Raw genomic sequence first — 13,958 nt, 5'->3', positions numbered from 1 at the left:
CGACGAAGACATACGGCAGGACGCAGCTCGCCTCCTTGTCCGCGACGTGCACGGCGACCTAGGGCCTGTCCGATAGGTCATGTGACTTGGTGGGTTGCTGCCTTAGATCGGGCCAGGGGGAGAAGGTTCGGGTGTTGCAGGTCGCGGCTGTGGACGCCATGACCTGTGATACCGGTCAGTCTGGGTCTTTTGCTGGGGCCTCAGCCTCTGGCAGCGCCGGATAGTCGGTCGGGTAGAGCCCGGCAGCGAAGCCGTACACCACAGCGCCTCCGCGGGGCAGTTGCGCGTAGTCGTTGGCCAGCTCCAGGACCCGCGCCCAGAACTCGCGGGCCTGCTCCCGCGGGATCCGTACGTGCCGCACGATCGAGGAGAGCTGATCTGCCTGGTGTGCGGGGGCCGACTCGGCGGCGGCCGTGGCGAGATCGTTGTTGCAGTAGGGCGCCTCGGCCCCGTCGGTCGGGCTGATCGTGCCGACGCGGAAGATGCGCGCGGTGCGGCCGTAGTACCGCTCGTCGATGGCTCGCACCCGGCGGGTCCGCACGACTTTCAGCAGCTGGGCATCCGCCAGGGCGCTCACGTGGTGCGCGACCGTGCTCTTGGGGCGGCCGAGTGCGGCGGCCAGTTCGCTCACGGTCGCGGCGCGTTCGAGGAGTAGCTCGAGAATGGCGTTGCGCAGTGGGTTGGCCAGCGCGCGGAGCTGGGCCGGGGCTGTCACATCTGTGACGTCGGCAAGGTCGTAGTCGGGGAGGCGGGTATTGTTCGACACCTCTCGATTATTCTAGAGTTCCGGATCATTCGCTACCCACAAGGCAAGGGGTTCGGGCATGACAGGGGTCGTACTGTTCCATCACTCGCAGGGGCTGACTCCCGGAGTCGCCGCTTTCGCCGACGAGCTCCGTGCGGCCGGCCACACCGTCCACACGCCCAATCTCTTCGACGGGCGCACGTTCGGCTCCCTTGAGGAGGGCATGGGCTACGTCGAGGAGATCGGCTTCGGCGAGATCACCGAGCGGGGCGTCCGTGCGGCCGAGCACCTGCCGCAGGACGCTGTTTACGTCGGCTTCTCACTGGGGGTGCTGCCCGCCCAGAAGCTGGCGCAGACGCGGGCGGGCGCGCGGGGCGCGCTCTTGTTCCACGCCTGTATCCCCGTCTCGGAGTTCGGCGCGGCATGGCCTGACAGTGTTCCGGTGCAGGTGCATGCGAAGGAAGCCGATCCGCTCTTCGCCGAGGACATTGACGCTGCCCGCGCGCTCGTCTCCGACTGTGCTGACGCGGAGATGTTCCTGTACCCCGGAGACCAGCACCTGTTCGCTGACAATTCGCTGCCCTCCTACGACCCGGACGCTGCCAAGCTCCTGACCCAGCGGGCGATCGAGTTCCTGGGCTCGCGCTAGGTCGTTGGCGGGTCATGCGCAAAGCCAGAGGCGCAGGGCTGCGACGGTCACGGTGCCGTGAAAAACGTACGCCCTCTTGTCGAAACGTGTGGCCACTGCCCGGTTCGCCTTCAATCGGTTGATCAGCCGCTCGACTTCGTTTCTGCGGGCACAGTGTGCCGCATCGAAGCCGGTGGGCCTGCCGCCGCTGCTGCCACGGCGTAGGCGGTGGGCCTGCTGGTCTCGGCGTTCGGGGATGGTGTGCTTGATCTGGCGACGTCGCAGGTATCGGCGGTTGCGGCGTGATGAGTACGCTTTGTCGCCGCTGAGATGGTCGGGCCGGGTGCGGGGATGGCCGCCGTCCGGCCGGGGCACGAGAAGGCGGTCGAGAACCGGGATTAAGGCCATGACGCACGCGATTTCGGGAGGCGTGGTCGTGGGTGCCGGCACGGGCGCCGTGGTGTGGTGCGCGGTGCGGGCAGTGCGTCTGGGGATGGAGCGACGCCGTCTGGAGCGGTGGGCTGCGGAGTGGGAACGGATCGACACACGGTGGGGATCGAAGACGGGCTGAGTCAGCCGACGGACCGCGTGCCCTGCGGCTTACCGTCACCGTCCCGCCCCTCATTCAGGGTCCAGGACTGCATGGCCTGCCGGTGGAAGCGTTCACCGAGCTGCGAACCGCACATGAGTCCCGCCCCGAACATCATCAGCCCGAACTGCGCGGGGAACGTGAGAAACGTGCTGTCCTCGGAGTCCAGCCCGGCCCATCGGGCGAGTGGAACGACCATACCGCTCGCCCAGAACACCAGCAGCGCGATTCCCCGGACGCGGATGCCCCACGGACTGACGTGTCGCCTGACCCGCTTGGGCGCCCAGCCTCGTAGCGAGGCGATCGCGAGAGGCAGGGCGAGCGCCGACCAACCCAGAACCCAAAGCCAGTCGAACACAGCGCAACTCCTCGTCTGTCCGGGCGGCCACCTCGGCGTTCGGTCAGCCTGCCGTCCCGTGGCCGTCATCTCACGCGCGCGACGACGGTCCCATGCGCTGTTGTGGAGCGTCACTGCCCGCTTCCGGCAGTCTTCGGGGGTTCTCGCCACCTGATCTACACATCGGTGGGCCTTGTTGCCGGCCGTGGCTGTCGACCGAGGAGTTGGGCCAGACCCTGCCGGGTGGCGGCGAGTACGACCCTGTCCTCGGGCCGCAGCACGTAGCCGGGATGAAGTTGCCACACGAGACCGGGGGCGTGGTCGTCGTGGTCGGGGGACGGGGTGGCCGCGAGGTCGGGCAGCCGGTCGGCGGGGGCGGCTGTGTCCAGGGCGATGACGCGCCAGGCGCCGGGTTGGAAGGATTCGACGATCGTGCGCCCTTCCAGTTGGGGGTGGCCGGCGACGTGCAGGGCGGCGAAGAGCAGGACGCGGCGTTCGACGGGGATCGCGCCCAGGACCTGGCGGCCCATCATCGCTCCGGCGAAGGCGGGGGCGGCGAGGGTGGAGACGCTGCGGCTGCGGGTCAGGGCGCGGGGGTGGGCGGCGCGCAGGGTGCGGTAGACGGCAGCGGCGAACGCGTCGTCGTACAGACGCAGGGCCGCCCGCAGGTCGGGTTTGACCGAGCGGGCGTACAGGGCCGCCTCCAGGTTCGTGGTGTCGCTGCTGGTCAGGGCGAGCAGGGCGTGCGCTCGGTGGATCCTGGTGGCCTCCAGGACGCCTTCCTGCGTGACGTCCCCGATGACGACCGGCACCCGCAGACGGCGGGCGAGCGGGATGCCGCGCGCCTCCGGGTCCTCTTCCACACAAACAACGGGGATGCCGAGCTCCCGCAGCCGGGCCAGCACTCGGGTACCCACCTTGCCGAGACCGAGCAGCACGACGTGGCCGGACAGTCCGCGCGGCGGACGGCGCAGTGCGGAGGCAGTGCGGAGGGTGCCGAGTGCTTCTAGGACGGCGGCGAGCAGCACGGGCAGGAGCAGTAACCCCGCCAGCCCGGACAGGAGTTGGAGTACCTGACGGGCGGTGGGCTCGCCGATCGCCGGGTCGCCGATCGCGAACAGGTCGAGCAGGGTGAGGTAGGCGGCGTGCAGCGGGTGGTCGTCGGTGGTCAGCCAGGACGCGACGGCCAGACCCAGGACACTGGCCGTGAGCCCGGTCAGCGACCAGCGCAGGCGGCGTGAGAAGAACTGTCCGAAGGGGAGGCTGCCCCGGGTCCGTCCGGTGAGTCGGCCCGGTGCGGGAGTGGACGGGCTGTGCGTGACGGTCTCCAGGACCACTGTGCCGCGTCCGGTGCCGGCGGTCACCGTGTCGTCATCGGGCAGCAGCTCTGGCCCTTCCTGTCCGCTGGCGTCCGAACCCTCCGCGCCGGCCGGGTCGTTGGTGGTCGACGACAACAGGGCGAGCGTGCACAGGCCGGGGTCGGCGACGTCGCGACCGTCCGGCGGGGTCCGCTCCACGGCGCGCAGCAACAGTCCGTCGGCCTGAACGATCTTGCTGGTACCGGCGATGGCCGTGGCCGCGAGCGCCGGTGCCGCCGTGTCCGCGTCGGACAGCACGGTGGTGGAGGTGTCCAGCGCCTCCGGGTCCAGGCCGGGGACAGCGAGGGCAGCTGCCTGGTCGAGGAGCTCCTCCAGGTGCTGGCCGAGCTTGCGGTTGTAGAGCCGGATGACCAGGCGCAGCCGGGGGTTGAGGCGGCGGGCGGCCAGGGCGGCGTGGATGTTGGTCTCGTCGTCGTCATGCACCAGTGCGAGCGCGGCCGCCTCGCGGACGCCCGCTTCGGCCAGGGCGGCCTCGTCGAGTTCCTCCGCTTCCAGCACGCGAGGAGCGACTGCGCCATCACCGTCGGCACGGTTCATCGCGGCCTGCATCCGGCCGAGCAGTGCCGACGCACGCGATGCGGGCCCGGTGCGGCCGCGCCGTCCCGGAGGTACGAGGAGGGTGACCCGCTCCCGGTACACCGCGGTGAGCTCGGCCGCCAGCCGCTCGGCCAGCGCATCGTCACCGCACACGATCATGTGTCCGGGCTGCTGGGCACCGCGCGCGGGCTGCGGAAACACGGTCATGGCGTTCCTCGCCTCCTTCTCATGCCAGGGCGAAGTACGGCAGCCACACGTACAGCGCCGAGAGCGCGAAGGTGACGGCGGTGACGTCGAGGCCGTACGGGGTGAACTGCCGGAAAGTGATGGGCTGGCGGTTGCGTTCGGCGATGGCGAGGACGACGACGCTGGCGCCGATCGCGGTAGCGTTGCCGCTGGCCCCGACGCGGTGGATCCTCTCGCTGATGATCAGGTGGGGTGTGCGTGCGGGCCATGAGGGCCGCGATGTGCATGACGCTCGCGTCCGGGCCGACCGTCGGCGGCCGGAACCTATGGCGGGGCAGCCATTCCGCGACCGTCAGCCCGGCGAGCCTTGCCGGCCTCGTTGAGGTCTTCGTCGTTGATCGCGGCCGTAAGCAGCGGGTTCTCGAGCACGTACGCCGGTGCGAGCTGCCCGATGAGTTGCGAGCCGGGCACGATGGCGTATGGCTGCGCATCGCGGTCGACGACCAGCAGCGCGGGCAGCTTGTGCTCCGCCAGCAACCGGGCGGCATCGGTGGCGTCCTCGTCCGTGGACACGGACGGGTAGGGCTCGGCGAGTTCACGTGCCGACATGGCCGGTCTCCTTGGTGGTACGAGGTGCCTCGGGGGTACCGCCGGGTATACCGGCGAGGTCGTCGACGTGGAAGAGGCGGGCGATCGGCACGTCGGTGGAGCTGTGCGCGATGATCGAGAAGGCGATGCACACGGCGATGAGCGTGAACGCCTCCTCGCCCTGTGGGATCCCGGCCTGGAGCACCAGCAGCCCATACACGACCGAGGCGAAGCCCTTCGGCCCGAACCAGGCCGCGACCAGCTTCTCCTGCCGGGTGAAGCGCGTGCCTATGAGGGAGGACAGCAGCGAGGCGGGGCGGATCAGTACGATCGCGAGGACCACGGCGACGTATCCGCCGAAGGACAGGTCACCGAACAGTTGTGGCGTCAGCAGCGCGCCGAACACCAGCAGGGCGGCGAATTTGGCCAGCTCCGCCAGTGCCTCTCCGAGTGGCTCGAATGCTTCCTTCGCATCGAGCGAGCGTGCGGTGAGTACCGCTCCAGCGGAGAACGCGGCGAGGTAGGGGTTGGCGTGCGTGAGGTGGCAGACGGCGTAGAGGATCACGCCGATCGCCAGCGGCAGCAGTGGCTGCAGCTTGGGCTCGGCGCCCAGCAGCCGGAAGCGTACGAGCTCGATCACTACGTACGGCAGGACGATGCCGAAGGCCAGACCGAGGACCAGCTCCAGCGCGATCTTCCCCAGGGATGCTTCGGCGTGACCGGCGGTCGGTCCGGCCGCGGCGATCAGGATGAGCACGACCGGCAGGGCGAGCCTGTCGTTGATGCCGCTCTCCACGTTCAGCAACTGCCGCAGCTTCGCCGGGACTTCCGTGCGTCCGACGATGGCGGAGGCGAACACCGGGTCGGTGGGCGCCAGCACCGCACCGACCAACAGCGAGGTCGTCCAGTCGAGGCCGACCAGATAGTGCGTGACCAGTGCCATGCCCACGAACGCCAATGGCATGCCGAGCCCGAGAGCGCGGGCGGGGTTGCGCCAGTTCCCCCGCAGCTTGGGGAACGAGACGTGCATGCCGTCGGTGAACAGCACCGCGAACAGCGCCAGATCGGCCGTGGCGGACACGATCTCGCTGTCCGGCGTGATGTGGATCAGCTCGAGGAAGCCGTCACTGACGAGCGCGCCGCCGACCAGGAAGAGAAACGACGTCGACAACACCGTCCGGGCCGCGAGACCAGACAGGAGCACCGCGATGAGCAGCGCTACCCCGAAGACGACGACGAGCACCATGACCCGGACCCCGATCGGCGAAGACACCTCTGTCAAAGACCGCCGACCAGGCTTCCCGGCACACCGCGAGGAACCCTACACGTTCTTTACGCGGCACTGACAGTATCCTGTCGTGCAGTCAGATAGGTCGCGCATTGCCGGATTCCGGCAGGGAGCGCTTCCTGATGTCGGGTTCATCCAGTGCTGCGGCCTCCCTCCGACAGGGCGCGAAGGAGCCCGATCTGCTGCAGGACCGCTCGCACCCGCTCGTTGGCATGCGTAAGGACCAGTCGGGTGCCGCGAGCACGGGCGGCGCGCAGGGCTGTGAACAATGCCGCGCAGCCGTCCGGACTCAGGTACCTCACATTCGCCAGATCGATCTCCAGCACTTGCGGCCCGGCGTCGACGAACCGCACGAGGCGGCGGCCCGTCGCTTCGGCGTTCCGTGCGTCCAGATCGCCATGCAGACGGACCACGTCATGGACGTGGGAGCCCGGGGGCCCGCGTCGTCGGCGGCGGAAGCGGAAGGGACGCATCGCAGGCTCTCCGGGGCAGGCGGGCGTGTGCTCGCCGACCAGGCTTCCCGGCACACCTGTAGGCAGCGTATCGAGCGCTTCGCGCGGGGGCTCGCTGCGTGCGTCCGGGCGGTGGCTTCTGACAGGGCGGCCGTTCGCGTGGCAGCAGGTCCGCCGTGCGACCGGTCATGCGTGGCCGACGACGTCCTGGCTGTCGATGCTTCGGTCGGTGCCCGATGAAGAGGGCGGGCTGTCCACGACCCGTCCGCTTGGTGTGGCGCCGGAGAAGACGGATAGCGACGGGCTCGCTGTAGCGGGCGGTGAGCGGGCCGAGGACGACGAGGATCAGGACATAGGCAGTGGCCAGCGGGCCGCGCGAGGGCTCGATGCCGGCCGTCACTGCGAGCCCGGCGATCACCAGAGTCAGTCGCAGGACGACGAGCAGCAGCTTCTCCGGATCCTCGCTGGAGACAAAGCGGGAGATGTCCGGCCGTAGCGCACCGCGAGAACCGCCACAAGGGCGGCCGCCCCGAGGGCGATGGCTAGTGTGACGCTGCCCGCGGCCAGACCGGTCGGGACACCTTGAGCGTTCGCTTGCCTATCCGGAGTGCTTCGCCGATGAAGACGGAAAAGTAGATCCAGGTGGGAGAGGGCTGGCCGAGGGCGGAGCCTGCTCCAACTGCTGGACCCTGTCGCCAGGTTGACCGCCCCCCGTGTCCCCGGTGGTGGACAGCCAGGACCAGGCCCCCAGCGTCAGAGTGATCGCGGCCGCGGTGGCGATGACGCGGCCCACGCGCCGCAGCCTGGCGCGAGCGTCGAGGTCCCGCCAGGCCGGGCCGCTGTGCGGTTCCTCTGGCTGCCACAGCTCGCCGACCGCGTCCGTCCTCACGTGTGAACGCCGCGTCCCCTCTGGCCCGTCCGTATTCCCCTTCTCGCCGTCGGGCTGCGGGTGCGGATGCCACCCATGTGCCCGCTCCTGTGCGGAGGGTTCCCTGGGGGCAGAAGCACGGATGGCGTGCTCGCTGTCGCTGAGGAACTTCAGCCACTCCTTGTCGGGTATCGATGGCGTGCCCTCCGGCTCGTCGGGTATTTCGCCGTTGCCCGACTCTCGGGTGGTCACCGTCGCTTCGCCCCCTCTGGCCAGGCAGGCCGCGCCCGGCCCTCGGGTGAAGTCGGCTGTCCTGCCGTGGAGTTGTCTCTCGTGCCCCCTCGCGACGACGTGCGGCAGCAGTCGTGGCCTGGCGGCGAGAAACCGTACACAGTGCGGGGCCCGCCGACGGCCGGCGCGCGGTTCCGTTCCGCACAACCCTGCCGGTGTCACTCCTGGGCGCCGAACAGTACTCGGCCGTCGGCTCGGCCCCCGGCTCGATCATTGCATAGTGCAAAATAAGATCGCCAGTCCCGCCGACCCGCTTTCGCGAATCTCTTTTGAAGTCTGCGACAGGACGGCGGCACGTGAGCAGGTGCGTCGAGCGCAGGGTGCGGTGACGATTCCGGATGCCGGAGCCGAGGTCCCTGTCGAGGGTGGGCATCGCGTGTTCTCGGAGCGGGCCCGGTCAGGGGCGACGGGATGTCGTGGCGGCATCGAGCCGGACGAAGGGGATGGCGCGTCCGGCTTCACGGAACGACGCCTCGCTGCCGTCTGCGGGCAGGCCCATGAACGCGCACAGGCGTCGGGCTGTTCTCGGGTGCCGCCGGGCGTAACGGGCCATGACCTCCGCGCCCTCATCGGTCGTGAGGAAGTGGGCGGTGACGGCGTGGTGGCGGTTGCCGAACTGGATGACGGTCTTCGGCTGCGCGCGCAGGTTCTGGTACCAGGTGGCCTTCGAGCCGAACCCGGCGGTAATGGTCCAACTTTCCCCAGAGGGGTCGTAGGACACGACTTCGAGGACTGCATGACGGTCCAGGCCGGTGACGCGGCCGGTGTGATGCAGCAGAAGCAGCCGTTTCCCGAAGATCGGCCCCAGCCCCGCGCGGAACAGAACGATCGGCAGCCGTGCGGCCAGGCGCCGCCATCCGGTGGGGAGTTCGAGGCGGCGGGGTGTTTCGGTGTGTCCGCGCGTCATGGTCGGCCTTTCAGGGGTCGGGAATGTCGGCTCTCGGACTCGATTGGGTAAAGGCCCGGTACGAGAGCCGTCTCGCGCGACCAACATTTGCATAGTCTAAAGGTGTGAGAGGGGCACCTGGGCAGGGTGACCTTCCAGTGTCGCCGCACCACTGGAGTACGCCGTGATCGACGAGAAGCAGCCGCCGAGCGGGACGACTCTGTCCTGGATGCCGGTCGCGGTGATGGCTGCGGTCGCGGGTGTGGACGTGGTGGCCGGCCCCGGTGTGGGGCTGCTGCCGTTGGTGTCGCTCGGGCCCGCGTTCTCCGGGCTGATCGGTGGATGGCGGCGTACGGCGCTGATCGGCGTGGTGGCGTTGCTGCTGTGTGTCGGGCTCGGTCTCTACAACGGGCAGTTCGAGGAGCGCCGGGGCTTCGCGGCTCTGGGGTCGGTGGCCGGGGTGACCGGTGCGGGAATCGCAGCGGCAGTGATGCGTTCGCGCCGGGAGGCGGAGCTGGCCAGTGTGCGGTCGATCGCGGAGGTCGCCCAGCGCGTACTCCTGCGACCGGTGCCGCTGACCGCGGGACCGTTGCAGGCTGCGGTGTCGTACACCTCGGCCGTAGCGGAGGCACGCATCGGCGGGGACCTGTACGAGGTGGTGGCCTCCCCGCATGGTGTCCGGGTGATCGTGGGCGATGTGCAGGGCAAGGGACTGGCCGCGGTGGAAACGGCCGCGGTGGTGCTCGGCGCTTTCCGGGAGGCCGCCCACGACGAACCCGACCTGGTCGGCCTGGGTGAGCGTCTGGAGCGCAGCGTGGCCCGGGAGTTGGAGGGGGAGAAGTTCGTCACCGCGATCCTCGCCGAGATCGGCACCCGCCACGAGGCCGTCTTCCTCAACTACGGTCATCCGGCCCCGATGCTCGTCCGGCGGGACGGCACGGCCGACTTCCCGCAGCCGCCCTCATACGCGCTCCCTCTCGGCCTGGGCGCGCACGGAGCCGAGGGCCCCAATCCGTTCCGCGTGGACTTCGCGCCCGGCGAGCAACTGCTCCTGTACACCGACGGAGTCACAGAGGCCCGCGACGACAGGGGCCGGTTCTACCCACTGGCCGAGCGTGCGTACTTACTGAAGGACTCGGACGCGCACCAGGCCCTGCAGGCGCTGCGCGCGGACCTGGTTCAGCATGCCGCCGGACCGGCCCACGACGACGCGGCGATGCTCCTGCTGCGTTACCACGGTCACGCTCATGGTCATGAACAGGGAAAATCTGCCCCTGCTGGGTGAGTGAGCAGAAGCTTCGGCACGATAGAAAGGATGTATGCCCGAGCATGAGACCCGCCCTGATGCCACAGACGATGTCGATGCGGTCACCCGTGCGGTGCTGACCGCGTCGCGCCTGCTGGTTGCGGTCTCAGCCCGCTCACTGGCCGCGGTCGAGGAACGGGTGACGCTGCCCCAGTTCCGGATGCTGGTCGTGCTGTCCACGCGCGGCGCCACCAAACTTGTCGCGCTCGCCGACCTGCTCCAAGTCGCGCCCTCCACGGCGATGCGCATGGTCGACCGGCTGATCGCCGCCGGGCTCGCCGACCGGCAGACCAATCCCGGCAACCGCCGCGAGACTCTGCTGCGGCTCACCGAGGAGGGGCGGCGCATCGTGGAGGACGTCACCGCGCGGCGCCGCGACGAGATTGCCGCGATCGTCGAACGGCTCACCCCGACGCAACGGCTGGCGCTCATCGAGGCGCTGACCGCCTTCAATGAGGCCGGGGGAGAGCCGCTGGCCCCGGCGCTGGACGATCAGGAACCGCATCCGCTGGGCTGGGCGGTGGATGTCGCGGTGGCTCGCGACGCCTGATGGTCCCGGGAACGGGTGATACCCGGACCGGGGGGCGCGTCTTTTTCCCCCTCGCCACGTTTTGCATAATGCAAGCGAATCGTGAAGGCGACGTGGCCTCACTGCTTCATCTCAGCAGCGCGGGCACGCTTGTGTGTCCGGCACCGGGGAATGCGGATCATCGGTCCGCGCCACCAGGATGAGACGGCAGACGGATGCCGAGCGACCAAGGAAGAACGCGGGGTGGACATGCACATGCGCCGACCGCCTCTACCCCCGTCCCCGTCGCAGCCGCATCTGTTGGACCACGTCCGCACGGTGGTGTGGGGGCCGGCGGAGTTCGTCGGCCTGCCGCCGTGGTGGCTGACTGGGGAAGGGCTCCTCGCAGGGGTACTCGCGGCTGGTGCCATTGTCGGCACGGGGATCGCCGGTGCCTGGTACGGAGTCCCCGGGATGGCGCACGGCGAAGCCGGGCTTGTGTGTGCCGCCGCGCTCGCCCTCTACCTCAGCGTCGTGCGGGCCGGACGGGCGCTGATCGGCGTCGTCGCCGTCCTCGGAGTATTCCTGGCGCTCCAGACGCCCCAGGCGGCCGCGGGCGTGGTTCTGGCGGAACGGGGACGTGTGGAGTCAGCGATGGTGACGTCCGTGGAGGGCGTGGCAGCGGTCGGCTCCGGCCGTGGCCGCTATTTCTGCTCGGTGGCCGACCAGGACGGTGTCCCGCTCAGCGTCCGCATCTGGCGGGGCTGCGAGCAGACCACCCGCCCGGGGGACGCGCTCGCCGTCGTGTATGACCCGAAGGGACGGGTGCCGCCGCGCGGTGTGGAGGGCGACGCTTCCTGGACGCGGCCTCTTCATGGTCTGGGTAGTTGGGCTGCCGCTCTCGTCGCCGCGTGTGTGATCGCGGTCGTACGCTCCTACCGACTCTCGCACACCGGATCCGATGCTCATGCCTCCCCGATGTCCATCGCGGAAGACTGACGCGGCTGCGTAAGGCCGCGTTGCTGATCACCCGGCCGTCGGGCTGGGGGTGGGTGTCGGGGAGCTGGTGTTGACGTCCAGGTCGGGGCGCGGGGTGAGGACGACGACTGGGGCGCCCGGCTGGGGTGCGGGCGGAGTGAGCTGCTCCTTGGGCAGCTTGGGCGGGTTGGTCTGCTGAAAGTTGACCTGGTCGAAGTTGACCATCCCGGTCTTCTCCAGGACTGTGATGTGATCCAGGACCGTGTCGTTGGCCAGGTCGGCCAGTTGACGGACCAGGGTGTTTTCGGTGCTGGCCCGGATCTTGGCGATGACGGGGAAGATCTGGCCGTGCGTCACCCGCATGATGCTGACCGCGGTCGAGTCGAATTCCCTGCCGCTCTTTGAGTCCACGGTCGCCACGAACTGCTGCTGCTGCGGACTTGCCTGGTTGGGCAGGGTGATGTTCAGTTCCGGCGCGATCTTGCGGCACATCACGTCGAGCCCGGCGTGCCCGACCACCAGATGCTCACCGGCCTCCTTCATCTCCTTCGTCGTGCCGCGCTCCATCGCCATCTCGCCCAGGGGGTACTCCCAGAGCCCTGCGGCGCGCACCTTGACCACGAAGTCGCGGTCAGCCTCGGTGAGTGGGCCGTAGGGCGTGTTGGCGATGATCCGGGATGTGTTGGTCGCGGTCTTCTCCACGCCGAGCATGGCCGGATAAGCGAGCGCGGCGAGGGTGAGGACCAGTGCGCCGCCCACGACGGCGGTGCCGATGGTGTTGCGGGAGATGGGCATGGAAACCTCCTATAGCGTTCGGGCTGTGTCAGGAGGTACGGGCGGGGTACCGCGAGCAATCATTGCACTGGGTAAATTTTGCATTCTGCTTGAGGGGCAGGGTCACATGTGCGGCCTGTGCGACTGGACTATGCGCCTTACGCGCACTGGCGCTCCAGCGCGGGCGACGCGCTGGAGCGCTTGGACATGACATGTGAGCGTCGCTGTCAGGCTGCGGCGATGCCCTCCATGCCGGACTCGGCGAAGACGGGCAGTCCCTCGGCTGTCGTGACCTTGGTGAGGGCGCCATCGGCCTCGACACGGAAGCCGTCGACGGTGCCGGAGACGGCGTTCTGGACGTAAACGAACCTCTCGTCCTCGGTGACGGCGAGGTCGATCACGCCCTGGGAGTTGGCCGAGGGCGGCGTGGCGATGCCCACCTCGTTGGTCAGGGACAGCTTGCCGCTCTTGTCCATGCGGTAGCCGGTGACGGTGGAGTTGCCGGTGTTGCCGCCGTAGAAGTACTTGCCCGCACGCTCCAGCCAGCACAGGGTTTCCTGCCCGTTGGGCAAGGGCTGCTGAAGGACCTTCAGCTTGCCGCCGTGGGTCACCTTGTATGTGGTGACTGTGGACTTCTCGGCTTCGGCGACCAGCATTCGCTTGCCGGACGCGTCGAAGCTGATCGCGAACGGGACGCCGCCGGCCGACTTGTTGACGACCGGTTCGGCGACTGCCGGTAGGCCGTTGCGTTTCATCGGGAAGACCACGACGGTGTTGTTGCCCTTGGTGGTGACCACCAGGTTGCGTCCGTCCGGGGTGAACTCGACCTCGCCGGGCGAGGTGTCGAAGCGCGGTATGTCCTCGTTATCCAGGCCCAGCGAGCGATGGGATCCGGGCAGGGGCTTCAGTCCCTTGCCGGTGATCCTGAAGCCCTGGACGCTGCCCGCGCCGCCCGCGTTCATGACGTACGCGATCCTGCCGCGCACCGCGATGCTCGATGGGAATTCCCCACCGGAGTCGAGGACTTGGCGGTCCTTCAACTGTTGTCCTTCGACGCGGAACGAGGTCACCGTGCCGCTGCCGGCGTTGACTGCCAGGAGCATCCCCGAGCGGTCGTCGTAGACCAGGGAGCCCTGGGAGGCGAGGGAATCGGTGGGGGCGTCGATCTGGTCGCCGCCCTTGCCGCCGGTGGCGAACGTTCCCGCAGGTTTGAGCTTGCCGTCGTCGTCCCGTGCGAACACGTGGATGGTGTTGCCGTCCAACTCGTTGCCCTGCACGAAGACGGCATGGTCGGCCCCGGCGGTGGGCCCCGAGTACTGACTGGCCGACGCCAGGGACACGGCCACGGTGGCGGCACCGGCGACGGCCAGAGCGCCACCGCCGATCACGATGCGGCGCGTCCTGGACTTCGCCCGGTGACCGCCCCGCGTGTCGCCGACCCGGCTCCTGCGGCCGTCGTCCCTGTGACTGCTGTGCATGCTCATGTCCCGCTCCTTCGGCTCTGTGCGGTGCTGTTCACGGCTGTGGAGGCACCAGAGTGGCCAGAGTGAGCAGATAGCCGATGCGAAACCGGGACTGCGTCAGATTCTCGTAATGGCTTTCTGGTGACTGAGCGGCA

Annotated in this window: 13 protein-coding genes and 2 pseudogenes; 4 read left to right on the top strand and 11 right to left on the bottom strand. The window is 69.0% G+C overall.

Annotated features, from left to right (window positions below; translation table 11 throughout):
- Positions 1-175: 175 nt before the first annotated feature.
- The gene (locus ACIBAG_RS27960) at positions 176-766 is read right to left on the bottom strand and encodes an ArsR/SmtB family transcription factor (protein ID WP_399108587.1); all 591 of its coding nucleotides are present in this window, start codon (positions 764-766) and stop codon (positions 176-178) included.
- A 58-nt stretch (positions 767-824) separates the two neighbouring features.
- Here ACIBAG_RS27960 and ACIBAG_RS27955 point away from each other — a divergent pair, with 58 nt between their 5' ends.
- A complete protein-coding gene (locus ACIBAG_RS27955; protein ID WP_399108586.1) occupies positions 825-1,394 on the top strand; it encodes a dienelactone hydrolase family protein in 570 nt (189 codons plus the stop codon).
- A 12-nt stretch (positions 1,395-1,406) separates the two neighbouring features.
- Here ACIBAG_RS27955 and ACIBAG_RS27950 read toward each other — a convergent pair.
- The 8 genes and pseudogenes from ACIBAG_RS27950 to ACIBAG_RS27915 all read right to left on the bottom strand — a co-directional run.
- Positions 1,407-1,775, bottom strand: a pseudogene (locus tag ACIBAG_RS27950) (IS5/IS1182 family transposase); the annotation flags it as partial.
- A gap of 170 nt (positions 1,776-1,945) precedes the next feature.
- Positions 1,946-2,320: a hypothetical protein gene (locus ACIBAG_RS27945; protein WP_399108584.1), complete on the bottom strand. Its 375-nt coding sequence runs from the start codon at positions 2,318-2,320 to the stop codon at positions 1,946-1,948.
- Positions 2,321-2,475: 155 nt separating this feature from the next.
- Positions 2,476-4,422 carry an NAD-binding protein gene (locus ACIBAG_RS27940; protein ID WP_399108582.1) on the bottom strand — a complete coding sequence of 649 codons (1,947 nt, stop codon included), beginning with the start codon at positions 4,420-4,422 and terminating at the stop codon, positions 2,476-2,478.
- A 303-nt stretch (positions 4,423-4,725) separates the two neighbouring features.
- Positions 4,726-5,010: a hypothetical protein gene (locus ACIBAG_RS27935; RefSeq protein WP_399108580.1), complete on the bottom strand. Its 285-nt coding sequence runs from the start codon at positions 5,008-5,010 to the stop codon at positions 4,726-4,728.
- A complete protein-coding gene (locus ACIBAG_RS27930; protein ID WP_399108947.1) occupies positions 4,997-6,235 on the bottom strand; it encodes a cation:proton antiporter in 1,239 nt (412 codons plus the stop codon). Before ACIBAG_RS27930 ends, ACIBAG_RS27935 begins: the two co-directional genes overlap by 14 nt.
- A gap of 173 nt (positions 6,236-6,408) precedes the next feature.
- Positions 6,409-6,750, bottom strand: a complete 342-nt coding sequence (locus ACIBAG_RS27925) for an STAS domain-containing protein (protein WP_399108945.1) — start codon at positions 6,748-6,750, stop codon at positions 6,409-6,411.
- Positions 6,692-7,299: pseudogene (locus ACIBAG_RS27920) on the bottom strand (hypothetical protein); the annotation flags it as partial. The gene ACIBAG_RS27925 and the pseudogene ACIBAG_RS27920, both read right to left, overlap by 59 nt.
- 986 nt (positions 7,300-8,285) lie before the next feature.
- A complete protein-coding gene (locus tag ACIBAG_RS27915; protein ID WP_399108579.1) occupies positions 8,286-8,795 on the bottom strand; it encodes a nitroreductase family deazaflavin-dependent oxidoreductase in 510 nt (169 codons plus the stop codon).
- A gap of 208 nt (positions 8,796-9,003) precedes the next feature.
- Here ACIBAG_RS27915 and ACIBAG_RS27910 point away from each other — a divergent pair, with 208 nt between their 5' ends.
- From ACIBAG_RS27910 to ACIBAG_RS27900, 3 genes are all read left to right on the top strand, one after another.
- Positions 9,004-10,059: a PP2C family protein-serine/threonine phosphatase gene (locus ACIBAG_RS27910; protein ID WP_399108943.1), complete on the top strand. Its 1,056-nt coding sequence runs from the start codon at positions 9,004-9,006 to the stop codon at positions 10,057-10,059.
- A gap of 34 nt (positions 10,060-10,093) precedes the next feature.
- Complete coding sequence (locus ACIBAG_RS27905; protein WP_399108577.1) at positions 10,094-10,630, top strand: MarR family winged helix-turn-helix transcriptional regulator; 537 nt, start codon at positions 10,094-10,096, stop codon at positions 10,628-10,630.
- 432 nt (positions 10,631-11,062) lie between these two features.
- Positions 11,063-11,587, top strand: a complete 525-nt coding sequence (locus ACIBAG_RS27900) for a hypothetical protein (RefSeq protein WP_399108575.1) — start codon at positions 11,063-11,065, stop codon at positions 11,585-11,587.
- A gap of 27 nt (positions 11,588-11,614) precedes the next feature.
- Here ACIBAG_RS27900 and ACIBAG_RS27895 read toward each other — a convergent pair whose 3' ends face one another.
- Positions 11,615-12,361 carry a DUF4142 domain-containing protein gene (locus ACIBAG_RS27895; RefSeq protein ID WP_399108573.1) on the bottom strand — a complete coding sequence of 249 codons (747 nt, stop codon included), beginning with the start codon at positions 12,359-12,361 and terminating at the stop codon, positions 11,615-11,617.
- A gap of 206 nt (positions 12,362-12,567) precedes the next feature.
- A complete protein-coding gene (locus tag ACIBAG_RS27890) occupies positions 12,568-13,824 on the bottom strand; it encodes a lactonase family protein (RefSeq protein WP_399108572.1) in 1,257 nt (418 codons plus the stop codon).
- Between the last annotated feature and the right edge of the window lie 134 nt (positions 13,825-13,958).

The sequence above is a fragment of the Streptomyces sp. NPDC051243 genome, from assembly GCF_044455405.1.
GTDB lineage: Bacteria > Actinomycetota > Actinomycetes > Streptomycetales > Streptomycetaceae > Streptomyces.
The sequence above is the reverse complement of the archived record's forward strand: the minus strand, read 5'-3'. Positions and strand labels throughout refer to the sequence as shown.

Excerpts from the sequence above, each read along its gene's own strand:
- ACIBAG_RS27955 (WP_399108586.1), top strand. The coding sequence starts at position 825 with ATGACAGGGGTCGTACTGTTCCATCACTCGCAGGGGCTGACTCCCGGA.
- ACIBAG_RS27940 (WP_399108582.1), bottom strand. The coding sequence starts at position 4,422 with ATGACCGTGTTTCCGCAGCCCGCGCGCGGTGCCCAGCAGCCCGGACAC.
- ACIBAG_RS27935 (WP_399108580.1), bottom strand. The coding sequence starts at position 5,010 with ATGTCGGCACGTGAACTCGCCGAGCCCTACCCGTCCGTGTCCACGGAC.
- ACIBAG_RS27930 (WP_399108947.1), bottom strand. The coding sequence starts at position 6,235 with ATGGTGCTCGTCGTCGTCTTCGGGGTAGCGCTGCTCATCGCGGTGCTC.
- ACIBAG_RS27925 (WP_399108945.1), bottom strand. The coding sequence starts at position 6,750 with ATGCGTCCCTTCCGCTTCCGCCGCCGACGACGCGGGCCCCCGGGCTCC.
- ACIBAG_RS27915 (WP_399108579.1), bottom strand. The coding sequence starts at position 8,795 with ATGACGCGCGGACACACCGAAACACCCCGCCGCCTCGAACTCCCCACC.
- ACIBAG_RS27910 (WP_399108943.1), top strand. The coding sequence starts at position 9,004 with ATGCCGGTCGCGGTGATGGCTGCGGTCGCGGGTGTGGACGTGGTGGCC.
- ACIBAG_RS27905 (WP_399108577.1), top strand. The coding sequence starts at position 10,094 with ATGCCCGAGCATGAGACCCGCCCTGATGCCACAGACGATGTCGATGCG.
- ACIBAG_RS27900 (WP_399108575.1), top strand. The coding sequence starts at position 11,063 with ATGGCGCACGGCGAAGCCGGGCTTGTGTGTGCCGCCGCGCTCGCCCTC.
- ACIBAG_RS27895 (WP_399108573.1), bottom strand. The coding sequence starts at position 12,361 with ATGCCCATCTCCCGCAACACCATCGGCACCGCCGTCGTGGGCGGCGCA.
- ACIBAG_RS27890 (WP_399108572.1), bottom strand. The coding sequence starts at position 13,824 with ATGAGCATGCACAGCAGTCACAGGGACGACGGCCGCAGGAGCCGGGTC.